The 20,859-nt window shown below is 67.9% G+C and carries 21 protein-coding genes; 12 read left to right on the top strand and 9 right to left on the bottom strand.

Translation table 11 applies throughout. The features are described 5' to 3' along the window. The first annotated feature begins 86 nt into the window (after nt 1-86). The 5 genes from AC5WS7_RS24475 (at nt 87) to AC5WS7_RS24455 (ending at nt 6,042) form a co-directional block, all read left to right on the top strand. Complete coding sequence (locus AC5WS7_RS24475; protein ID WP_495956904.1) at nt 87-1,730, top strand: M4 family metallopeptidase; 1,644 nt, start codon at nt 87-89, stop codon at nt 1,728-1,730. Nucleotides 1,731-1,955: 225 nt separating this feature from the next. Then, nucleotides 1,956-3,317, top strand: a complete 1,362-nt coding sequence (locus AC5WS7_RS24470) for a TIGR01777 family oxidoreductase (RefSeq protein ID WP_495956903.1) — start codon at nt 1,956-1,958, stop codon at nt 3,315-3,317. A gap of 235 nt (nt 3,318-3,552) precedes the next feature. Continuing rightward, the gene (locus tag AC5WS7_RS24465) at nt 3,553-4,152 is read left to right on the top strand and encodes a lipocalin family protein (RefSeq protein WP_495957174.1); all 600 of its coding nucleotides are present in this window, start codon (nt 3,553-3,555) and stop codon (nt 4,150-4,152) included. Between the two features lie 66 nt (nt 4,153-4,218). Next, on the top strand, nt 4,219-5,544 hold the full coding sequence (locus tag AC5WS7_RS24460) for a cryptochrome/photolyase family protein (RefSeq protein WP_495956902.1): 1,326 nt from the start codon (nt 4,219-4,221) through the stop codon (nt 5,542-5,544). Between the two features lie 78 nt (nt 5,545-5,622). Then, nucleotides 5,623-6,042, top strand: coding sequence for a nitroreductase/quinone reductase family protein (locus AC5WS7_RS24455; protein WP_495956901.1), 420 nt, complete (start codon nt 5,623-5,625; stop codon nt 6,040-6,042). Between the two features lie 5 nt (nt 6,043-6,047). Here AC5WS7_RS24455 and AC5WS7_RS24450 read toward each other — a convergent pair whose 3' ends face one another. Then, a complete protein-coding gene (locus tag AC5WS7_RS24450; protein WP_495956900.1) occupies nt 6,048-6,716 on the bottom strand; it encodes a TetR/AcrR family transcriptional regulator in 669 nt (222 codons plus the stop codon). Between the two features lie 100 nt (nt 6,717-6,816). Here AC5WS7_RS24450 and AC5WS7_RS24445 point away from each other — a divergent pair, with 100 nt between their 5' ends. Next, entirely contained in the window at nt 6,817-7,521 is a 705-nt protein-coding gene (locus AC5WS7_RS24445; protein ID WP_495956899.1) for an SDR family NAD(P)-dependent oxidoreductase, read from the top strand. Nucleotides 7,522-7,579: 58 nt separating this feature from the next. Here AC5WS7_RS24445 and AC5WS7_RS24440 read toward each other — a convergent pair whose 3' ends face one another. After that, nucleotides 7,580-8,872, bottom strand: a complete 1,293-nt coding sequence (locus AC5WS7_RS24440) for an NAD(P)/FAD-dependent oxidoreductase (RefSeq protein ID WP_495956898.1) — start codon at nt 8,870-8,872, stop codon at nt 7,580-7,582. A 111-nt stretch (nt 8,873-8,983) separates the two neighbouring features. Between AC5WS7_RS24440 and AC5WS7_RS24435 the strand changes: the two genes are divergently transcribed. Beyond that, nucleotides 8,984-9,841, top strand: coding sequence for a LysR family transcriptional regulator (locus tag AC5WS7_RS24435; RefSeq protein ID WP_495957173.1), 858 nt, complete (start codon nt 8,984-8,986; stop codon nt 9,839-9,841). 10 nt (nt 9,842-9,851) lie between these two features. Here the strand turns inward: AC5WS7_RS24435 and AC5WS7_RS24430 are convergent, their stop codons facing one another. From AC5WS7_RS24430 to AC5WS7_RS24405, 6 genes are all read right to left on the bottom strand, one after another. Then, nucleotides 9,852-10,472 (bottom strand): GTP-binding protein, encoded by a 621-nt coding sequence (locus tag AC5WS7_RS24430; protein ID WP_067889189.1) that lies wholly within the window; start codon nt 10,470-10,472, stop codon nt 9,852-9,854. Beyond that, the gene (locus AC5WS7_RS24425) at nt 10,447-10,797 is read right to left on the bottom strand and encodes a DUF742 domain-containing protein (RefSeq protein ID WP_495956897.1); all 351 of its coding nucleotides are present in this window, start codon (nt 10,795-10,797) and stop codon (nt 10,447-10,449) included. Before AC5WS7_RS24425 ends, AC5WS7_RS24430 begins: the two co-directional genes overlap by 26 nt. A gap of 11 nt (nt 10,798-10,808) precedes the next feature. Continuing rightward, entirely contained in the window at nt 10,809-11,216 is a 408-nt protein-coding gene (locus AC5WS7_RS24420; RefSeq protein ID WP_495956896.1) for a roadblock/LC7 domain-containing protein, read from the bottom strand. Next, entirely contained in the window at nt 11,216-12,691 is a 1,476-nt protein-coding gene (locus AC5WS7_RS24415; RefSeq protein ID WP_495956895.1) for an ATP-binding protein, read from the bottom strand. Before AC5WS7_RS24415 ends, AC5WS7_RS24420 begins: the two co-directional genes overlap by 1 nt. Before the next feature lie 344 nt (nt 12,692-13,035). Continuing rightward, nucleotides 13,036-13,995 (bottom strand): electron transfer flavoprotein subunit alpha/FixB family protein, encoded by a 960-nt coding sequence (locus AC5WS7_RS24410; protein WP_495956894.1) that lies wholly within the window; start codon nt 13,993-13,995, stop codon nt 13,036-13,038. 109 nt (nt 13,996-14,104) lie between these two features. Further along, a complete protein-coding gene (locus AC5WS7_RS24405) occupies nt 14,105-14,890 on the bottom strand; it encodes an electron transfer flavoprotein subunit beta/FixA family protein (protein WP_067889177.1) in 786 nt (261 codons plus the stop codon). A gap of 191 nt (nt 14,891-15,081) precedes the next feature. On the opposite strand from AC5WS7_RS24405, the gene AC5WS7_RS24400 reads away from it, so the two are divergent. The 5 genes from AC5WS7_RS24400 to AC5WS7_RS24380 all read left to right on the top strand — a co-directional run bounded on the left by AC5WS7_RS24400 (nt 15,082) and on the right by AC5WS7_RS24380 (nt 20,516). Beyond that, entirely contained in the window at nt 15,082-15,906 is an 825-nt protein-coding gene (locus AC5WS7_RS24400; protein ID WP_495956893.1) for a class I SAM-dependent methyltransferase, read from the top strand. Then, on the top strand, nt 15,903-17,489 hold the full coding sequence (locus AC5WS7_RS24395; RefSeq protein WP_495956892.1) for a 1,4-alpha-glucan branching protein domain-containing protein: 1,587 nt from the start codon (nt 15,903-15,905) through the stop codon (nt 17,487-17,489). Before AC5WS7_RS24400 ends, AC5WS7_RS24395 begins: the two co-directional genes overlap by 4 nt. Beyond that, nucleotides 17,486-18,745 carry a glycosyltransferase family 4 protein gene (locus AC5WS7_RS24390; RefSeq protein ID WP_495956891.1) on the top strand — a complete coding sequence of 420 codons (1,260 nt, stop codon included), beginning with the start codon at nt 17,486-17,488 and terminating at the stop codon, nt 18,743-18,745. Before AC5WS7_RS24395 ends, AC5WS7_RS24390 begins: the two co-directional genes overlap by 4 nt. Nucleotides 18,746-18,833: 88 nt before the next feature. Beyond that, a complete protein-coding gene (locus AC5WS7_RS24385; protein WP_495956890.1) occupies nt 18,834-19,631 on the top strand; it encodes an AIM24 family protein in 798 nt (265 codons plus the stop codon). A gap of 6 nt (nt 19,632-19,637) precedes the next feature. Continuing rightward, complete coding sequence (locus tag AC5WS7_RS24380) at nt 19,638-20,516, top strand: AIM24 family protein (RefSeq protein ID WP_495956889.1); 879 nt, start codon at nt 19,638-19,640, stop codon at nt 20,514-20,516. A gap of 108 nt (nt 20,517-20,624) precedes the next feature. Here the strand turns inward: AC5WS7_RS24380 and AC5WS7_RS24375 are convergent, their stop codons facing one another. Then, nucleotides 20,625-20,846 (bottom strand): hypothetical protein, encoded by a 222-nt coding sequence (locus AC5WS7_RS24375; protein ID WP_495956888.1) that lies wholly within the window; start codon nt 20,844-20,846, stop codon nt 20,625-20,627. Nucleotides 20,847-20,859: the final 13 nt, after the last annotated feature.

Below are 20,859 nucleotides of genomic sequence, written 5' to 3'. Positions count from 1 at the left end.
ATCTCTCGGCAGGTCGGTGCCGAACCTTTCGGGTTCGCTCGATGCGCGCCGAGTTTCGGCGTTGTCATCGAACCGTAGGGGGATTCATGAGGATTTCGATCGCCGTCCTGTGCGCGGTGGTACTCGCATCCGTTTCGGCGGTGGGCCCGGCGTCGGCTCAACCGCCCGGCCCGCCCGCACTCGTGGTGGCACCGAAGCGGATTCACCGCGATGCGGCCGGATCGGTGCGTCAGGTCGTCCCGGACAGTCCCGTTCCGCGACTGGGCGCGGCCGGCGGTGCCGCAGAGGCGGCCCTCGCGCACACGAGTGCCGTCGGGCAGCTCTTCGGTGCGGCCGCGTCGGGAAAACTGTTGGTGCAGAAGGTTTCTCGTCGGGGCGGCGGTAGCACTGTGCGGCTCACGCAGTCGATCGACGCGGTGCCCGTGTACGGCGCGGCCGTCGCGCTTGCCCTGCGGTCGGACGGCGCGTTGCTCTCGGCGAGCGGCGCACTGGCCGAACGCGCCTCGGGCGGTTTCCCGGCGGCGCGGACGACTCCGCCGCCGAGCGCCCGGGAGCGTGCGCTCGCCACCGTCGCCGAACTCGCGCACGTCCCGGTGCCCGCGGTGCGGGTGCGGACCGGATCCGCGGCCTGGTTCGATCCGGAGCTGACCGGCAGCGGTCCGGACAAGACCGCGGTACCCGCATATCGTTTCGAGGTCACGGCGGCCGGTGCGGGATGGCGGATATTCATCGCGGCCGATCCGTCCGGCACGGTCCTGGACGCGTGGCGGACCGGCGCGAATCTGGCCCGCGTGGTGTGCGATGCGAATTTCCACGGCGCGCCGGCGCAGCTCGGCATTCCGTGCGGCGCCGACGGGTCGTATCCGGTCGTGCGCGCCGAGGGGCAGGATCGCGTGCGCGGAAACGAGGATGCGAACAAGGTCTACGACTGGATCGGCGATACCGAGAAGTTCTACGCGCACTACACCGATCTGGGCAGTCTCACCGATCTGATCGGCATCGATACGCACGACGGACGGGGTAGGGCGCTGCGCGCCCAGGTCCGGGTCTGCCCGGATACGTGCCCGTACGCGAACGCCTTCTGGTCCGATGCCGAAGGGTTCGTGATGGGCACCGCGGTGCTCGGGCTGGACGTCGTCGCCCATGAGCTGACCCACGGTGTCACGGAGAAGACAAGCGATCTGGACTACGTCAACGAGTCGGGGGCGATCAACGAATCACTCTCCGACGTATTCGGCGAGTTCACCGAATTGGCCACGCGCACAGCGCATTCCGACGTGGATCGCTGGAAGATCGGCAACGGTACGCAGGTTGGGGTCGTCCGGGACATGAAATCTCCTGCCACCGTGGCAAATCCGCAGCCCGAGACCTATCGCGGACCGGGCTGGGCTCCGGCCACGTATTCCGATCGCAACCGGGTGCCGGATCTGGGCGGGGTGCACATCAATAGCGGTGTCGGTAACAAACTGGCCTTCCTGATCACGGACGGTGGCGCCTTCGGCGGCCGGAAGATCCGGGGAATCGGCCTGAAGAAGGCCGCCGCCCTGTACTGGGCGGTGCAGACCGAGTTGTACCCCAGCGCCGACTATCCGGCCCTGGCGGACACCTTGCTCACGGCTTGCCGCGACACCGTCCTGGAGAAGTCCGGCGGCTTCACCGACACCGACTGCGACCAGGTACGCACCGCCGTCGAGGCGGTCCGCATTCCGTTCCGCGAGGACCGCGCCTGAGTGCCGAGCGTCCTCGCGCATCCCCGGTGTCGCTCGGCTCAGCTTCGGACCGGCGCGAAGTCAGGTTCGGCATTCGGAGTGATCCGCTGCTGCACCCGGTACGAGCAGGGCCCGGGGGCTCTCGTCACGGGATCGGCACGTCGCGTGTTGGAACGAATTGCCGTCGGTGGGAGCCGGTCGGGTGAATGAGCCAGGGATTTGCTCGAACATGGTTACCCTCTGTTCGTGGGCATCGAATGGTCGAGTGTCGTCGCCGCGCCTCGTCACGAGGTATTCGCCTGGTTCGAACGTCCCGGGGCGTTCACTCGGCTCGCCCCGCCATGGCAACCGGTGGGCGTGCGGTCGGAGGCGCGATCCCTGGCCGACGGACGTGCGATTCTGGGCCTGCCGGGCGGACTGTCCTGGGTGGCCCAGCATCGTGCACGCGATTACGATCCGCCGCACCGGTTCGTCGACGAGTTGGTGACAGACGGGCTCACCACACTGCCCGTGGGATTGCTGCCCTGGCGGCACACCCATGAATTCGAGGTCTTGGACACGGACCTGACCCGAGTGGTGGACCGCGTCGATTCTCCGGTGCCGGAGTTCGTCCTGCGAGCGATGTTCGCCTACCGCTCCCGCCAGCTGTCCGACGATCTGGCGGCCCACCGGCGTGCGGCCGAGCGCGGCCTGCCGCCGTCGGTCATCGCGGTCACCGGTGCGCGTGGCCTGGTCGGATCCGCGCTCACCGCAATGCTGAGTACGGGTGGCCATACCGTGATCCGGCTGGTTCGCCGTGCACCGTCCGGACTCGGCGAGCGCAGATGGGACCCGTCCGATCCGGATCCGACGCTGTTGGAGGGGGTGGACGCGGTGGTGCATCTGGCCGGAGCCTCCATCGCGGGCCGGTTCACCGACGCGCACAAGCGCACCATCGCCGACAGCCGGATCGAGCCCACCAGACGGCTTGCCGACGTGGCCGCGCGGTCCGGGGTGCGCACCTTCGTCAGCGCGTCCGCGATCGGTCTGTACGGCGCCGACCGAGGCTCGCAGGAGCTGAGTGAGAGCAGTTCGACCGGTACGGGCTTTCTCGCGGATCTGGTCACACGCTGGGAGTCCGCTGCCTCGGTGGCCGCGGATCGCATTCGCGTGGTAACCGTGCGCACCGGGATCGTCCAGTCGCCCCGCGGCGGCGTGCTGCGTCTGCAGCGCCCGCTGTTCGCGGCCGGGCTCGGAGGACGCATCGGTGACGGCCGCCAATGGTTGTCCTGGATCGGAATCGATGACCTGGTCGACATCTACCACCGGGCACTGTGGGATACGGACCTGGCCGGCCCGGTCAACGCCGTTGCGCCGCACCCGGTCACCAACGCCGAATACGCCCGCACCCTGGCCCGCGTGCTGCATCGCCCCGCCCTGCTCCCGGTCCCCGAATTCGGCCCGGCGCTGCTTCTGGGCGCCGAGGGCGCCCGCGAACTCGCCGCCGCCAGCCAGCGCGTGCGGCCGGTGCGATTGCTGGATGCCGGACACCGATTCCGCACCCCCGAACTGGAATTCGCGCTCCGCCACATCCTCGGACGCACCCTCGATACCCACACCCATGCCTGATTCCGCCACGGGCGGCCCGCCGATCCGGTAGTTCGGTACAGCCCCGGCCGCATCCGAACCCGCGAGCGGATGTCGACAGACGCATCGTTTATGCGTCGTTCAAAACCCTTTCGTGCAGGTGATATCCGCGGCTGAGCCACGATTGCCCGAAATCTGTCGAGAGAACGCATCGAATTTGCATCGAAAGCTTGCTACAGTGAGGTATCCAGTCGAATCGAAGGAGGACGGTGTGATCATCGATCGACCCCGGTGGCTCGGCCGGTCGGCCGCCACGCTCGGCGTTGCCGCGGCGACCCTCGCGGTCGCCGGTCCGATGGCATCCGCGGCCCCTCCCGCGCCGGTTCCGCACCTCGAACTGGGGCGATATCTGGGCACCTGGTATCAACTGGCTGCCGTGCCGCAATACTTCAATCTCGTCTGTGCCCGTGATACGCGAGCCGTGTACGGCCTCGACCCCCGCGGCGACGTATCGGTGCACAACAGTTGCACCACCTGGAACGGCAGCGCGAACCAGATCGACGGCACCGCGGCCGTGACCGACCCGGCTACCAAAGCCCAACTGCACGTGAGCTTTCCGGGGGTGCCGACTCAGGACCGCCGCGACGGACCGACCAACTACGTCGTGACCGCGCTGGGCGGTGACTACGACTGGGCGCTGGTGACCGATCCCGCGCGCATATCCGGCTTCGTACTCTCGCGCACGCCGGCGCTCGACCCGGCGCACTGGGCCGCGGTCCGTACGGCCATCGCGGCGGCGGGTGAGAACAGCTGCACCTATCTGACCTCACCCACCACGGGCGGGCTGGGCACCATCGCTCCGCTGTGCGCCGCCTGACGAAAGGCCCAGTGTGACAAAGGTTTTCCCGCTCGCTGATCGTATCTGCCGTGGAGGTGGAGTTCGATGACCGTCACGATCGCCCTGTTCACCCGCGATCTGCGCGTGCACGACAACCCGACGTTGCGCGCGGCCTGTCGCGAGGGCGCCGCGGTGGTCCCGCTGTTCGTGCTGGACGATCGGATCATCGCGCGGGAACCGGTGGCGCCCAACCGGATCCGCTTCCTGCTGACCGCCCTGAGCGAGCTCGACGACGAACTACGCGCATTGGACGGTCGACTGGTGATCCGGCGCGGAGACGTTCTGGAGGAGGTGGATCGCGTGGTCGCGCGCACGCACGCCGAAAGCCTGCACATCGCCGCTGATGTGAGCTGGTACAGCGGCGTGCGTGAGCGGCGGCTGCGCGAGCGGCTCGCGCACCGCGACTGCCTGCTGTACACCCATGACGACTCGCTGACGGTAGCCACACCCGGCGACCCGACGCCCGCCACCGGCCGCAACCATTTCGCTGTTTTCGCGCCGTATTTCCGGCGCTGGATGCAGACTCCCGTGCGCCGCCCGCTCGCACCGCCGCGACGATTCGTGGTGCCGTCGTACCGGGGCGCGGCCCTGCCCCGGTTCGATCAGCTGTGCGACGAACCGGGGTCGCCGCAGATGATCGCGGGCGGTGAGACCAGTGGCCGCAAACTGATGAAGCAGTGGCTCGCCGGGCCGGTCCGGAAATACGATTCGATGAGTGACGATCTCGCGGCCGACGCGACGTCGCGTCTGTCGCCGTACCTGCATTTCGGCTGTATCTCTCCGACCGAGCTGGTGCATCGGGTCGATTCCTCGACGCCCGGCGGCCACGCCTTCGTCCGGCAGCTGGCCTGGCGCGATTTCCACCATCAACTGCTGGCCGACCGGCCGGAAGCCGGGTGGACCGACTATCGGCGCGGGCCGGTGGAATGGCGCGACGATCCGGACGCCGCCGAGGCCTGGCGTACGGGCCGCACCGGATATCCGGTGATCGACGCCGCGATGCGGCAACTGCTGGCCGAGGGATGGATGCCGGGCCGGGCCCGCCTGATCGTGGCCGCCTTCCTGACCAAGACCCTGCGTATCGATTGGCGCATCGGTGCGGCGCATTTCCAGCGCTGGCTGACCGACGGCGACGTGGCCAACAACCAGCTCAACTGGCAGTGGGCGGCCGGCACGGGTACCGACACCCGTCCCAACCGCGTGCTGAACCCGCTGCGCCAGGCCGAACGTCACGATCCGGATGGTGAGTACGTGCGCCGCTGGCTTCCCGAACTGGCGCATCTCCCCGGCGCGTCGGTGCATACGCCGTGGCGGTCCGATGTCCCGCACGACGTGTATCCGGCGCCGATCGTCGAGGTCAACGGTATGTAGCTCGCTCCGACCGGTCGGATCGCCGCCGCGCCGATCCGATATCGGCTCGCGAGGCGGGATATCGGCGAGGATGGTCCCATGGACGACTGGAATGCGAAGACCATCGCAGAGTTCCGCGCCAACGAGGGCCGTGTCGGTGGGCCGTTCGAGGGAGCGCCGATTTTGTTGCTCCATCATCGTGGCCGCAAGAGCGGGCGGGAGTCGGTGACTCCGATGATGTATCTGGCCGATGAGCACGACCCGGATCTCGTCTACGTTTTCGCGTCCAAGGCCGGCGCGCCGACCAATCCGGATTGGTACTACAACCTCACCACGGCAGGGTCCGCGCAGATCGAGCGCGGCACCGAGACCTATCCGGTCATCGTGCGCGAGGTCACCGGCGCGGATCGGGACCGGATCTACGCCGAACAGGCCCGCCGTTATCCGGGGTTCGCCGAATACGCGGAGAAGACCAAGGGCATCCGGACGATTCCGGTGGTATCACTGCGCCGCGCCTGAGTCGCTCAGTCACCCGAACGCATTGCCGTGCGCAGGGTTTCATGGTCCAGCGGCGGCCCCGGCAGCGGATGTGCGGCCGCACTGCGCAGACCGTCCAACAGGATGCCGAGGTGCCGCCGCCAGGCATCGGGAGCCTGCTCGCGTACTGCCTCGGTCGCCCGCACGGCCGACCACAACATCAGTCCGATATCGGTGACGTCGACATCCGAACGCAGCGCGCCGGATTCGCGACCCCGCGTGATCAGTTGCTGAAACAGCTTGTGGCCCTGATGTTTCGCGATTTCGATGGGGCTCTCGGGCGGTAGCGACCGCACGCAGATATCGGTGAAGCCGCGGTCGTGGGCCTGCCATGCGGCCAGCGTGGTCAGATGTTCGACCAGACCTGTCCACGGATCGGCGGCCGCCAGTGCGGCCTCGGCGCTGCGCACCGACTCCCGCACCTGCTCGAGCAGCGCTTCGCCGATCAACTCCTCCCGGGTCGGGAAGTGGTTGTAGAGCGTGCCGATGCTGACACCGGCGTCGCGGGCGATCGCGTTGAGCGAGGCGTCGAGCCCATCGGTGGCGAACCGCCTCCGGGCCGCCGTGACGACCTTGTCCCGGTTGTCGCGAGCGTCCCGGCGGCGCGGTCGCGTCTCGGCGCTCGCGATACTCCCTCGTCCGGCCGCGTCCACCATGATTTCAGCCTAACAACTCGAGCGCCCTCTCGACTTTCGCGCTAAGTTGAGAAGGTGCTCAACTTGAGTACCTTCTCAACTTCAGGAACAGGAGTTCGTCATGTCTCATCTGGCTGTGTTCGGCGCAGGCCCCGCGCTCGGTCTGTCCGCCGCGCGCCGCTTCGGTCTCGCCGGGTATTCGGTGACGTTGATCGCGCGCAACGGCGGCACACTCGACTCGCTGCGGCAGAGGCTGGCCGTCGACGGCATCGCCGCCGATGTCCTGCTGGCAGATCTCGCCGACGACACTCAGGTCGATACCGCACTGGCCGATCTACTCGCCCGCCATGGCATTCCGGACGTGGTGCTCTACTCCCCGGGCGGGGTGGAACGCCTCCCGGTGGATGCGCTCGCCCTCGACGCGGACACCCTGCGATCCTGGCTGCCGCTGAATCTGACCACACCCGTCCGCATCCTGCACGCCCTGTTGCCGGAGATGGTGCGGCGTGGATCGGGCGCGGTACTCGTCGCACAGGGCAGTTCCGTGCGCGACCCGCAGCCGGCGTTGGCCAGTGTCGGCATTCCGCAGTCCGGGCTACTCAATTACCTGCGTTCGGTGGCTCAGCAGGTGTCCCAGGCAGGGGTGCGCGTGGGTAGTCTGCAGATCGGCAGGCTCATCGAGACGAGCGCGGCGCAGCGGTTGTACGACTCCGGGCATTTCGCCTCGGTCGAGCCGAACGAGGTCGAGCGGGTCGGGCCCGACGTACTCGCCGACGAGCTGTTCGAGATGGCGACGACCGATGCGGAGGTGGAACGCGCTGCGTGAGAGTCCGCCGCGCACGACAGGGCCCTCCGGTCGTTCCCGGAGGGCCTGTGGGGTGCGGCTACGCCGCTCGTCGTTGTTCGGCGGCGGGAGCCGCGGGGACCTTCTCGGTCTCGGCGAACCCCGGACGGCCGGTGCCGATGAAGGCCACCAGCCAGGACGCGACCGCGATGAATCGGTTGCGGAATCCGACGAGGTAGAACAGGTGCACCGCGAGCCAGGCGGTCCACGCGATGACGCCGGTGAACTTCAGCTTGTCGCTGACCTTGGTGACCGCGCTGAACCGGCTGATCACCGCCATGGATCCCTTGTCCCAGTAGACGAAGGGCGTGCCCGGCTGCTTCTTGCGGCGGATGATGTCCGCGACGTGGCGGCCTTCCTGCATCGCCGTGGGCGACTGGCCGGGGTAGCCGTTCAGCGACGTCATATCGCCGATCGCGTAGATGTCGGCGTGGCCGCCGACCGTGCAGTCCTGATTGATCAGCAGGCGCCCTGCGCGGTCGGTCTCGCAGCCGGTGGCCTCGGCGAGCAGTCCGGCGAATCCACCGGCCGCCACACCCGCCGACCACACCACGGTCTCGGCGGCGATACCACGCTCGACGCCGTCCTTGGTCTTGACCGTGACCTTGCCGTCCTCGATATCGGTGACGAACGTGTCGAGCAGCACCTCGACGCCGTTGCGGCTCAACGACTCCCGCGCGTATTCCGACAGGCTGCCGCCGAACGGGGGCAGCACGGCACCGGCGCCCTCCACGAGAGCGACCGAAATCTCCTGGTGGTAATGCCTTTTCGCGAGTTCCTTGAGCTGGCCCGCGACCTCGACGCCGGTCGGCCCGGCGCCGACGACCACGAAGCTCAGCAGCCGCTCACGAGTCTGCTGATCGGCTCCCGCGGCCTCGGCGAAGACGCGCTCGATCTGAGCACGCAGCCGCTTGGCGTCGTCGATGGTCTTGAGCGAATAGGTCTTCTCGGCGAAATCGTCACGGCCGAAATAAGATTGGTTGGCTCCGGTGGCCGCGATCAGCGAGCCGTACCGGATCTTGCGCGCGCCCTGCTCGGTCTCGTAGGTGAGCACCGCCGCGTCGGCGTCGACCTCGACGACCTTACCCAGCCGCACATCCGCACCCTTGTGCCGACGCAGCACCTGCGCGATCGGCGGGGCGATGTCTGTGGCCGGGAGCACACCCGTCGCTACCTGATACAGCAGCGGCTGGAACAGATGCTCCGGGGTGCTCGAGATGAGGACGTAATCAACCCCCGACTTGCTCAACTGCTTCGCGGCGGCGAGCCCGCCGAAGCCCGATCCGACGATGACGACATCCGCGGCTTCGATACCCGCATCCACGTTTTGCATGACAGCCTCCTTCTGTCATTAGTAAACGCGATCCGGAAGGGGACTGTTCCACGGGTCAGGGCGCATAATTCAGATGACTCTTATCTTGATCTTTCATGAATGGAGACCGTGATGGAATTACGGCAACTCTCGTACTTCGTCGCCGTCTGCGAGGAACTCAGCTTCAGTCGGGCGGCATCGCGGTGCTTTATATCGCAATCGGCTATCAGTCACCAGATCGCCAGACTCGAACACGATCTTGGTGTACAGCTCTTCGAACGCTCCACGCGATCGGTCGTTCCGACCGACGCAACCGCTCGGCTACTTCCGCTTGCGAAACAGATGCTGAGCCTCGAATCGGCCATTCGCGCTGCTGTGCGGGCCTCGGGGCCACGAATTCGCCTGGCCGCCAATATGTCATTCGCAACAAGATCGCTCTCCGCGATCGCCGGGGCGCGCGATGCGCATCCGGGGGCCGAGATCGAGTTCGTCATAAAGCCCTTCCGGCAGCGCATCAGTGCGGTAGCGGATGGCGATTGTGATCTTGCTCTCATCCGGGGCAGCGTCGATCAGCCCGGTCTGACGGTCGAACAACTGTGGGTCGAGGACCTCGTACTGGCGGCCTCGACCTCTCACCCGCTCGCCGGACGCGAGGACGTCACGCTCACCCAGTTGGGGAACTACCCGTTGTTGCTGCCGCCGGAACAGGAACAGGTGCTGCTGCACAATGTGATCCGCGCCGCATTCGCCGACCTGCCGATCCGGCCGACCTTCGGGCCGCCCATCCCGCCGGACCACACGGCCACGATGGAGTTGATCAACCGGCCCGACGCCTGGACCATCCTGTACGCGAACACCGCGGTCGAGGGAATCGCGCGACTGAATCTGGCCGGCCGCCCGCTGCGGGTGCCGGTGTCCTCGGTCGTGCGCAGTGATGTGCGGCCCTCACCGATTCTGGTGACACTGCTGGCCGCACTACACAGCTCCTGAGCCGCGGATCTCAGCCTCGGGTCTCGACCCGGTGGAAGAGATGTTCGACCAGGGTGATCAGCGAACGCAGGCAAGTGCCGCGGTCGCGAGCGTCCAGGGCGGTCAGCGGGGTGTTGGGCTCGAGGTCCAGGGCATCGCGGATCTCGCTGAGCGGATAACGCTGCGACCCCTCGAATTCGTTGACCGCCACCGAATACGGAACGCCGCGCTCCTCGAGCACCGCGAGTACCTCGTCGGCCTTGTCGATTCGCCGGGTGTCGACCAGGACCAGCGCGCCCAGCGCGCCGCGGGACAGCTCCTCCCACAACGGGATGAACCGTCGCTGCCCCGGCGTGCCGAACAGATACAGCGCCAGTTGGGGATTCAGCGTGATGCGGCCGAAATCCATTGCCACGGTGGTGGTCACCTTACCTGGCAAACCGGCCATATCGTCGATGCCGACACTGGCCTCGGTGATGGTCTCCTCGGTGCGCAGCGGCCGGATCTCGGACACGCTGCCCACGAACGTGGTCTTGCCGACACCGAAGTTACCGGCGACCAGTAACTTCACCGACCGGGTCACGGTCTCGGGCACATAGTCGACGGTGCGGTCGGGAACCGCAGACTCAGACGGCGAGAGCGCGGAGCCCATTGAGTACCTCCTCGAGCAAAGCAAGCTCCGGCACGGATTTCGCCGGGGCCGGTGTGGCCAGGTGGCCGCTGTCCAGCAGGTCGGATGCGAGGATCTTGACCACCGAAGGTGGCAGATCGAGGTAGGCGGCGATCTCGGCGAGCGAGAGCACGCGGCGCCGACTGCACACCCCCAGGACCCGCAGCGCATCCGGGCTCGTGCCCGGTGCTGGATCCTGAGCTGCCACAACGAGGGTCACCAGGTCGAGTTCACGACTGGGACGTAGACGACCGCCTGTACGGACATACGAACGCACCAGATCCGGGTCGCGCCGGTGGTTACTCATGTCACCGGCCGCTAGTGCTGGCGCGGAAGGCTACCGAGCTCCCGGCCGACTCGACCGGCGAGTTCGTTCATCCGGTGGGCGACCATGCTGACATCGACCTCGCTGGTGGTCGACACGCCGATGAGCGCACCCTCGCCGGCCGCGGTGATGAAGATCATCCCGTCGTCGTACTCGGTCATGTTCTGCCGCACCGCGTTCGCGGTACCGCAGAACTCGCCCAGGGCCTTGCCCAGTGAACGCAGCCCGGAGGAAGCGGCGGCGAAGCGTTCGGCGTCGTCGAGGCCGATGTCGCCGACATGGGCGATCCGCAGACCGTCTTCGGAGAGCAGGACGGCGAAGCGAACGCCGGGAACGTGGAGATCGTCGAGCATCCAGGCCAGTTTGTTGCCGTCGGTGACGGCTGTACCGGGTGTGCCCATCAGGATGTCATCCCTTCGCTGTGTTCGTCGAATGCGGCGCGGCCGCTCTGGGAACCGCTGTGCCACGCGGTCGCGATCTCGGGGCGGGGCAGCGCGGTGGTTTCGGAGACAGTGCCGTCCTCGGCGCTGGCCAGTCGCGCCACGCTGGAGACCGAAACGGTCCGGCGGCGGCGGCGCGGCAGTCCGCCCGGGGTGATCTCGTGCACGGTCGAGGTGGTGACTGGTTCCGGCTCCTGGATCGACACCGGCTCCGGCTCCCGGATCGGGGCGGGCGCGGGTATCGGCGGGTTCGGTTGCACCGCAACAGGTTCCACGGGCGCGGGTGCGGATACCGCCGGCACCGCCGGATCAGCGGCGGACTGCTCGGTGGTCTTGCGCTCGGTCAGCAGGGTTTCGGGAACGAATACCATGGCGCGCATACCCCCGTACGCGTTGGGGCCATCGACGTAGACGCTGAAGCCGTAGCGTCGGGCCAGGGCGGCGATACCGGGCAGGCCGACTCGCGGGGCGGGGCCGAGCTGGTGGATGTCCACGGCGCGTTCTCCGGCCAGGATCTGCCGCGCCTCCTCCATCTGCTCGGCGTTCATCCGCACACCGGCGTCATCGATGATGACGGTGACGCCGTGGTGGCCTTCCTGGAAACTGACATCCACGAAGGAGGTCGGTGGGGAGTAGCGCAACGCGTTGTCCAGCAACGTCGCCAGGGTGTGCACCAGCGGCTCGACCGCGCGGCTGATCACGACCCGGTCGAGCTGTCCGGGCCGGACGCGGGTGTAGTCGCGCACGCGGCCGATGGCGCCGCCGACGATGTCGGTCAGCGACTGCTGCGGCCAGCGGCGTCCGGGCAGACCACCACAGACGATGACGTAGGACTGCGCCTGACGGATCATCTGCTGGACGTTGTGGTCGATCCGGGAGAGCGTCTCGTAGACCTCGTCACCGCGGTGGCGGCGCAGCGCGTCGCTGACCACCTGGCCGACGTCGGCGCCCAGGCTCACCACCGACGTGCCGAACGAGCGCACCGCGGCACTGGTGGCCTCGTGGGCCCCGGCCTGCACGTCGTTGCGGACCTTGTCGGCCTCCGCGCGGGCGGCCTCGATCTCGGCCCGGCTGGCGCTCTCGGCTTGCGAAATAGCTTGTTGCGCTTCGAATTCCGCCTCGTGGCGGGTCCGGTCGCGGGTCTCGGCCTGCACCATGTGCAGATCGGAGATGTAGCGCTCGGCCAGGCCGCGCAGCAGCCGGGGGAAGCGCTCGTTGCCGGTGGGCAGTTCCACCTGGCTGTCCGAATGTCGCGTGGACTCGACCGCGAAGGGCATCGTCGTGGTGACGAAATACTCGAGCGCGTCCTCGCGCGAGGTGACCTCGCGGGCGGCGGTCTCGGCGCGTGCGCGCTGCTGAGCCGCATAGTAGACCGCGTAGACCGCCGCGCAGACGGCCAGGAGGAGCACCACGGCGAGGATCCACGAAATCGTCACGGCAGTAGATTGATTCATCAGGTTTCCTCTTGCCGGGTGCCCGGCCGCCTCGCCTTCCTCAGCTCGTCGGCCGCGTCTTGCCCGCGACCGGATTCATGCCTGTCAACTTCTCCGAACAGGGCAGGCGAAAACCTACCCTTCGAAAGCTCGAAATGCCGCCGGGACAGGCGATCTCGCGACGGCACCGCCGGATCAGGACCCAACCGCTCCTGTAACCCGACGACGGCCAACATTAGCAGTAATTCAGGATGACAGCGACCGAACCGTTACAAACTCTTGTGATCGAAAACAACAGTGGCCCCGGCTGTTTCCAGCCGGGGCCACTGTAGTGCAGTTCGAGCTGACTAGCCCTTGTGCGACTTGACCGCTTCGGTCAGCTGCGGAGCGACGTTGAACAGGTCGCCCACGATGCCGTAATCGCTGATCTCGAAGATCGGGGCTTCCTCGTCCTTGTTGACCGCGACGATGGTCTTCGAGGTCTGCATGCCCGCGCGGTGCTGGATCGCACCGGAGATGCCCAGCGCGACGTACAGCTGCGGGGAGACCGTCTTACCGGTCTGGCCGACCTGGAACTGACCCGGGTAGTAGCCGGAGTCGACCGCGGCGCGGGACGCGCCCACCGCGGCGCCGAGCGCATCGGCCAGCGGCTCGACGACCTTGTGGAAGTTGTCCTCGCTGCCGACGCCGCGGCCACCGGAGACCACGATGGTGGCCTCGGTGAGCTCCGGACGGTCGCCGCCGACCACGGGCTCGCGGGAGGTCACCTTGGTGACGCCCTCTTCCTGCGCGGGAACCTCGACGGACACCTTCTCGCCGGCGCCGGCCTGCGGGACGGCCTCGACCGCGCCCGGGCGCACCGAGATCACCGGCACGTCGCCGGTGGCCTTGGCGTCCACGGTGAACGCGCCACCGAAGATGGAGTGCACGACGGTGCCGTCGGACTTGACGTCGATGACGTCGACCAGCAGACCGGAGCCGATGCGGGCGGCCAGGCGACCCGACACCTCCTTGCCCTCGGCGGAGGCGGCGACCAGGATCGCGGCCGGCGCGGCCGATTCGCTCAGCCCGGCCAGCACGTCGACCTTCGGGGTGACCAGGAAGCCGTCGGCGTCATCGGATTCGGCGACGTAGATCTTCTCCGCACCGGCCGCGGCGAGCGCGTCGGCGAGTTTGTCACCGGTTCCGGCCGGGCCCAGCACGACCGCGGCCGGGGTGCCCAGTGCGCGGGCGGCGGTGAGGAGTTCGGCGCTGACCTTCTTGACCGCGCCTTCGGCGTGCTCCACGAGCACGAGTACTTCTGCCATTGTTCTCTTCTCCTGGGGGTTGCTCGGGGTCGGCATGAGCGGTCAGGGCCGGAGGCGGTAGCGAAGCGTCACCACGCAGGCCCCCGCTCATGCCGCAGAGGGCGCAGCGTCAGATGATCTTCTGACCGACCAGGTAGGCGGAGATCTGGTTGCCGCCCTCACCCTCGTCGACGATCTTCTCGCCCGCCGTGCGCGGCGGCTTGGGGGTGACTCCGGAGACCGCGGAACCCGCGTTGGCGACGCCGACGGTGGCCGGATCCACGCCGAGGTCGGCCAGGGTGAAGGTCTGCACTTCCTTCTTCTTCGCGGCCATGATGCCCTTGAAGGAGGGGAAACGCGGCTCGTTGATCTTCTCGGTGACCGAGACGATGGCGGGCAGGTTCGCCTCGAGTTTGAACACGCCCTCGTCGGTCTCGCGCTCGCCGGTGATCTTGTCGCCGTCGACGGTCAGCTTGCGCAGGTGCGTCAGCTGGGGGATGCCGATGTATTCGGCGATGATCGCGGGCACCGCGCCGCTGCGGCCGTCGGTGGCCTCGTTACCGGCGATGACCAGTTCCACACCCTCGACCTGGCCCAGCGCGGCGGCCAGCACGTACGCGGTCTGCACGGCATCGGAGCCGTGGATCGCGTCGTCCTTGACGTGGATCGCCTTGTCGGCGCCCATGGACAGCGCCTTGCGGATGGCCTCGGTGGCACGCTCGGGGCCCATGGCCAGGACCGTCACCTCGCCGCCCTGCGCTTCCTTGATCAGCAGGGCCTCTTCGACGGCCCGCTCGTTGATCTCGTCCAGGATGGCGTCGGCGGCCTCGCGGTCGAGGGTGTAGTCGCCATCGGTCAGCTTGCGCTCGGACCAGGTGTCGGGAACCTGCTTGATCAGTACGACGATGTTCGGCATTGGTCTTCGTCGACCTCCTGTTCTGGTGGACACGTGAAAGTGGGGTCGCACGAGGGCCGTACGTCCACGGAAGTAGCTCGTTTCGGGAGATTACCCTACGTTAAGTTACTCATGGGTAACTTACGGTGTGATGTTCTCCATCGCCACCTCCGCGCGTCGGTGTGATACAGGCGACCGCTAACGTCTGTCGGATGAGTGAGGCCGTTTTCTCTGCTGCGGAAGCCAGCGCGGTGGACCCGTTACCGCTGACCGGTGAGCGGACCGTGCCGGGTATCCCGGAGGAGAACTACTGGTTCCGCCGGCACGAGATCGCCTACCTGCGACTGCTTTCGCGCTGCGCCGGCCGCACCGTGCTCGAGGCCGGGTCCGGGGAGGGCTACGGCGCGAACGTGATCGCCGATGTCGCCGCCAGGGTGATCGGCCTGGACTACGACGCGAGCGCGGTCGAGCACGTGCGCGCGGCGTACCCCCGGGTGGAGATGATCCAGGGGAATCTGGCCGAGTTGCCGCTGGACGACGATTCGGTCGACGTCGTGGTGAATTTCCAGGTGATCGAACATCTCTGGGATCAGGCGCAGTTCCTGCGCGAATGTCTGCGGGTGTTGCGTCCCGGCGGTGAGCTGCTGATCAGCACGCCGAACCGGATCACCTTCTCGCCCGGCCGCGATACGCCGCTGAACCCCTTCCACACCCGCGAGCTGAACGCCGCGGAGATGGCGGAACTGTTGGTGGCGGCGGGTTTTCGCGTCGAGGTGATGACCGGCGTGCACCATGGGCCGGAAATCGTCACGCTGGACGATAAATGGGGCGGATCGATCATCGACGCGCAGATCGAGCGCGCCCTGGCCGGGCAGCCCTGGCCCGCCGACCTGGCCGCCGACGTCGCCGCGGTTCGCAGCGAGGATTTCGCAATGGACATCGCCCCGGCGGGCGCCGGGCCGGAAGGCGTTGGCGGAGTGTGGGATCCGCGCATCGACGCGAGCCTGGACCTGGTCGCGATCGCGGTGAAGCCGTGACCGGCGCATCCGGCGCGCAGGCACGGTCCGTGCCGGGACAGTTCACCCTGGTGCTGCACTCGCATCTGCCGTGGCTGGCCCATCACGGGCGCTGGCCGGTGGGGGAGGAGTGGCTCTACCAGTCCTGGGCCGCGTCCTATCTTCCCGTGGCGCGGGTATTGAGAAACCTTGCCGCCGAAGGCCGTTCGAATCTGCTGAGCCTGGGTATCACGCCGGTGCTCGCCGCCCAGCTGGACGATCCGCACGCGCTGGCCGGTATGCACCACTGGCTCGGCAACTGGCAGTTGCGCGCCGACGAGGCCGCGATGGCCGGGAACGTCGCGCTCGGGCGCCACGAGCACGGCCTGGCCGCGGCCGCGCTGGCCGATTTCGAACAGCGCTGGCGGCACGGCGGTTCGCCGGTGTGGCGGGAGCTGATCGATGCCGGCGCGATCGAACTGCTCGGCGGGCCGCTGGCCCACCCGTTCCAGCCGCTGCTGGATCGGCGGCTGCGCACCTTCGAACTCGCCGAAGGACTGGCCGACGCCCGGCACCGCTGGGGCCACACTCCCGCGGGTATCTGGGCTCCCGAATGCGGTTTCACCCCGGGAATGGAAGCGGAATACGCCGCCGCGGGCGTGACGCACTTCATGGTGGACGGTCCCGCCTTGCGCGGTGACACCACCCTGGGGCGGCCGGTGCGCGATTCGGACGTCCTGGCATTCGGCCGGGACCTGCAGGTGAGTTATCGGGTGTGGTCGCCGAAATCGGGATATCCCGGGCACGGCGCCTACCGCGACTTCCACCATTACGACCACGCCACCGGACTCAAACCCGCGCGGGTCACCGGCAAGCAGGTCGAGGGCCCGGACAAGGCCCCCTACGATCCGGAACTCGCGGCCGCGGCGGTGCGCCGCGACGTGGCCGACTTCGTGACGACCGTGCGCGAGCGCCTGATCGCCGAATCCGCCCGGATCGGGCGGCCGGCGCTGGTGGTGGCCGCGTTCGACACCGAACTGTTCGGGCACTGGTGGCACGAGGGTCCGCAGTGGCTCGAACAAGTGCTGCGCGCACTGCCCGAGGCCGGGGTCGAGGTCGGCACGCTGGCCGGCGCCCGCGCGAAGGGGTACGTGGGAGAGCCGGTTCAGCTCGCGGACTCGTCCTGGGGTTCGGGCAAGGATTGGCGGGTCTGGGCCGGGGACCAGGTGCGCGATCTGGTCGAGCTGAACGCCGAGATCGTCCGTTTCACCCTGGACACGCTGGACAAGCTGCGCGCCGAGGCGGGCGGTGCGCAATTGCGCGATCCGATCGCCGATCAGCTGCTGCGCGAGGTCGTGCTGGCGGTGTCGAGCGACTGGGCGTTCATGGTCAGCAAGGATTCCGCCGCCGGATATGCCCGCGATCGCGCGCACCGGCATTCGCACGCGGTGCGGGAGATCGCCGCGGCTGCCCTGGCCGGACAACTGGCCAAGGCACGGGATCTGGCGGCAGGATGGTACGCGGCCGACGGACTCTTTCCCGCGTTGGACGCGCGGCGGCTGGGCCCCGCGGCGCCGGTGGTCCCCTCGGCGGGCGATCACACCCAACACAGAGGACCAGCATGAAGATCTTGATGGTGTCGTGGGAATACCCACCGGTCGTGGTCGGCGGCCTGGGGCGGCACGTCCATCACCTGGCCACCGAATTGGCCGCCGCCGGGCACGAGGTCGTCGTGCTGGCCCGCCGTCCGATGGGCACCGACGCCTCCACCCACCCCACGCACACCTATATCGAGGACCGGGTGCTGGTCGTCGCGGTCGCGGAGGATCCCCCCGCGTTCGACTTCGGCGAGGACATGCTCGCCTGGACCCTCGCGATGGGGCACGCGATGGTGCGCGCGGGCGTGGCGCTGAGCAAGCCGGGCATCGCCGAGGGCTGGACGCCCGATGTGGTGCACGCGCACGACTGGCTGGTCGCGCATCCGGCCATCGCACTGGCCGAATACTTCGACGTACCACTGGTTTCCACCATTCACGCCACCGAGGCCGGGCGGCACAGCGGCTGGGTGTCGGGCCGGGTCAACCGGCAGGTGCACTCGGTGGAGTGGTGGCTGGCCAACGAATCCGACGCGCTCATCACGTGTTCGGCCTCGATGCAGGACGAGGTGGAGCGGCTCTATCACCCCGAGCGGGTGCCGCTGCGGGTGATCCGCAACGGAATCGACGTGGGGGCCTGGCCTTTTCGCGCCCGGCTGCCGCGCTCGGGTCCGCCGCGGCTGTTGTACGTCGGGCGGCTGGAATACGAGAAGGGCGTGCAGGACGCGATCGCGGCGCTACCTCGGATCAGGCGCGCACATCCCGGGACGACGCTGACCGTCGCCGGTGTGGGCACCCAGTTCGAATGGCTGCGCGAGCGTGCCCGGGTGCACCGGGTGGCGCGGGCGGTCAATTTCGTCGGCCGTCTCGACCACGAGGAGTTGCTGGGCTGGCTGCACGGCGCCGACGCGGTCGTATTGCCCAGCCGCTACGAACCTTTCGGCATCGTCGCGCTCGAGGCCGCCGCGGCGGGGATACCGCTGGTCACCTCGACCGCGGGCGGGCTCGGTGAGCTGGTGGTGGACGGCGTCACGGGTGCTTCGTTCGCACCCGCCGATGTATCCGGCCTGGTCGAGGCCGCGTGCGCGGTGCTGGATGATCCGCGGGCCGCGCAGGATCGCGCCTTCGCCGCGCGGGAGCGGCTGACCGCCGACTTCGCCTGGGATGTGGTCGCGGCCGAGACGATCCTGGTCTATCAGGCCGCCAAGCGCCGGGTGCGCAATCCGCTGGGACGTCCGGTCGTCGTCGAGCGGCCGCTGCCGGAACGGGATCCGAATTCGGAATAACGCACTCGAATGATCCCCGGCCGGGTGCTACCTTCTACTCGTTTCGACGAACGGTCGCGGACCGGTTGCGCACGGGGAGGATTCGGCTGTGGACAAGCTGCAGTGCGACTGGTGCGGGGTGCAGACACCGCCCGGCACGGGGCATACCTGCCCCAGTTGCGGTGCGCCGCTGGACGAGGCGAACAAGGTCAGCGATTCGGGCTGGCGGGAGGCGCCGCGACTGCGCGATATGACCGAATTCCGGTTCGGCGGCAGCGTGTGTCAGGTCGAGGGTGAGCTGGTCCCGGTAGCCGAGATCGCGCTCGGGCCGGGCGATCAGGTCTACTACGAGCATCACGTGATGCTCTGGAAGGACGAGACCGTCCCGATCTTCGCGCTCAATACCGGTGGCGGGGTGAAACGTTCGCTGGCCGGAATGCCGCACGTCATCACCGTGTCGCAGGGGCCGGGCCGGATCGCGTTCTCCCGGGATTCGCCCGGCGAGCTGGTGGTGCTGCCGATGCATCCGGGGATGGAACTCGATGTGCGCGAGCACGCGTTCCTGCTCGCCTCGGGCAGCATCAACTATTCGTTCGTGCGGATCAAGGGACTGGCCAATATCCTGCACGGCGGCAACGGAATGTACATGGACCGCTTCATCACCCAGGGCTATCCGGGGCTGCTGATGCTGCACGGGTACGGCAACGTCTTCGAACGGAATCTGCGTCCGGGCGAGAAGATCCTGGTCGAGCCGGGCGGATTCCTCTACAAGGACGCGTCCGTGCAGATGCAGGCGGTACCGCAGAACATCAAGGTCGGCTTGTTCGGCCGGATGTATCTGGCCGAGATGACCGGGCCCGGCCGGGTCGGCATCCAATCGATGTACGTTCACCACCGGTCCGGGTAGGCCGAGATGAACGCCTACACCTGCCTGTTCTGTCGTCAACCGAGCGATCCGAACGCGAGCACCTGCCCGAATTGCGGTGCGCCGGTGGATATCCGGGCCGCGGTGAGCGCGTCGGGCTGGACCAAACAGCCCGCGGTCCGCGATATGACCCGGATCCAGTTCGGCCAATCCCGTTGCCAGATCGAGGGAACGCTGGTCCCGGCGGCGGATTTCGCTCTGGCGCGGGGTGATTGGATCTACTTCTCGCACCACAACCTGCTGTGGGTCGATCCGAACGCGCAGTTGGACCGGATGAGCCTCAAGGGCGCGTGGCGGCGGATGATGGGCGGGCTGCCGCTGATCATGATGACCGGTCGCGGGCCCGGACATATCGCGCTGTCCGGTACGCACGCCGGGGATATCGTGGTACTGCCGCTGGCGCACGGTCAGCAGATGTGGGTGCGCGAGCACCGATTCCTGGCGGCCGGCGGCAACATCTCCTACGACTGGTCCAACAACAACGTCTGGTTCGTCACCGGCAGCGGCGACGACCGCAAGACGCACTACCCGCTGGGCATGTTCGGCGATATCTTCAGCGCCCAGACCGGTCCCGGGCTGCTGTTGCTGCACGCGCCGGGCAATACCTTCATCCGCGATCTCGCGCCGGGGCAGAGTCTGCTGGTCAAGCCTTCCGCGCTGCTGTACCGGGATCTGTCGGTGACCGCGCATCTGCATCTGGAGTATCCGCACACCCGCGGGCTGGGGTGGTGGCGCAGTTTCAGCTATCGCAGCATCTGGTTGCGGCTGGTCGGCCCGGGACGTGTTGCGGTGCAGTCGGTTTACGTGCCCGAGGAGGAATCCGAGGCGATCCGGTCGCATTCGCAGGCGACCGTGCGGCGTTGGTGACATCCCGGGGTGATTGTCCCGGACAGCCGTCGCGCCCGCCCGGATATCGCCGGACGGGCGCGAATCACGCTGTGCTCGAACGTTTTCGAGCGATGTGTTTCGGGTGGATCAGCAGTTGGGCAGCTTGGTCCCGAGCAGGCTGCCCAGCAGGCATCCGACCTTACCCGCGAGCAGTGTCTGCAGGATGCCGGTAGTGCCCGCGCCGTCGGCGGAGCCGGTGGCGGCGATCGGAGCCGGCATCGTCTGCGCGCCCGCGGTGGTCGCGGCGACGGTGCTGCCACCCGCCACGAGGGCGAGAGTCACTGCGGCGCTTGCGAAAACACGTTTCATGTCTTATTAATCC

This window comes from Nocardia sp. PLKS1-43 (assembly GCF_059510335.1).
The sequence above is the reverse complement of the archived record's forward strand: the minus strand, read 5'-3'. Positions and strand labels throughout refer to the sequence as shown.

What these genes read in the sequence shown, in the direction of transcription:
- AC5WS7_RS24475 (WP_495956904.1), top strand. Translation starts at nt 87, where the DNA reads ATGAGGATTTCGATCGCCGTCCTGTGCGCGGTGGTACTCGCATCCGTT.
- AC5WS7_RS24460 (WP_495956902.1), top strand. Translation starts at nt 4,219, where the DNA reads ATGACCGTCACGATCGCCCTGTTCACCCGCGATCTGCGCGTGCACGAC.
- AC5WS7_RS24455 (WP_495956901.1), top strand. Translation starts at nt 5,623, where the DNA reads ATGGACGACTGGAATGCGAAGACCATCGCAGAGTTCCGCGCCAACGAG.
- AC5WS7_RS24450 (WP_495956900.1), bottom strand. Translation starts at nt 6,716, where the DNA reads ATGGTGGACGCGGCCGGACGAGGGAGTATCGCGAGCGCCGAGACGCGA.
- AC5WS7_RS24445 (WP_495956899.1), top strand. Translation starts at nt 6,817, where the DNA reads ATGTCTCATCTGGCTGTGTTCGGCGCAGGCCCCGCGCTCGGTCTGTCC.
- AC5WS7_RS24440 (WP_495956898.1), bottom strand. Translation starts at nt 8,872, where the DNA reads ATGCAAAACGTGGATGCGGGTATCGAAGCCGCGGATGTCGTCATCGTC.
- AC5WS7_RS24435 (WP_495957173.1), top strand. Translation starts at nt 8,984, where the DNA reads ATGGAATTACGGCAACTCTCGTACTTCGTCGCCGTCTGCGAGGAACTC.
- AC5WS7_RS24430 (WP_067889189.1), bottom strand. Translation starts at nt 10,472, where the DNA reads ATGGGCTCCGCGCTCTCGCCGTCTGAGTCTGCGGTTCCCGACCGCACC.
- AC5WS7_RS24425 (WP_495956897.1), bottom strand. Translation starts at nt 10,797, where the DNA reads ATGAGTAACCACCGGCGCGACCCGGATCTGGTGCGTTCGTATGTCCGT.
- AC5WS7_RS24420 (WP_495956896.1), bottom strand. Translation starts at nt 11,216, where the DNA reads ATGGGCACACCCGGTACAGCCGTCACCGACGGCAACAAACTGGCCTGG.
- AC5WS7_RS24410 (WP_495956894.1), bottom strand. Translation starts at nt 13,995, where the DNA reads ATGGCAGAAGTACTCGTGCTCGTGGAGCACGCCGAAGGCGCGGTCAAG.
- AC5WS7_RS24405 (WP_067889177.1), bottom strand. Translation starts at nt 14,890, where the DNA reads ATGCCGAACATCGTCGTACTGATCAAGCAGGTTCCCGACACCTGGTCC.
- AC5WS7_RS24400 (WP_495956893.1), top strand. Translation starts at nt 15,082, where the DNA reads ATGAGTGAGGCCGTTTTCTCTGCTGCGGAAGCCAGCGCGGTGGACCCG.
- AC5WS7_RS24390 (WP_495956891.1), top strand. Translation starts at nt 17,486, where the DNA reads ATGAAGATCTTGATGGTGTCGTGGGAATACCCACCGGTCGTGGTCGGC.
- AC5WS7_RS24380 (WP_495956889.1), top strand. Translation starts at nt 19,638, where the DNA reads ATGAACGCCTACACCTGCCTGTTCTGTCGTCAACCGAGCGATCCGAAC.
- AC5WS7_RS24375 (WP_495956888.1), bottom strand. Translation starts at nt 20,846, where the DNA reads ATGAAACGTGTTTTCGCAAGCGCCGCAGTGACTCTCGCCCTCGTGGCG.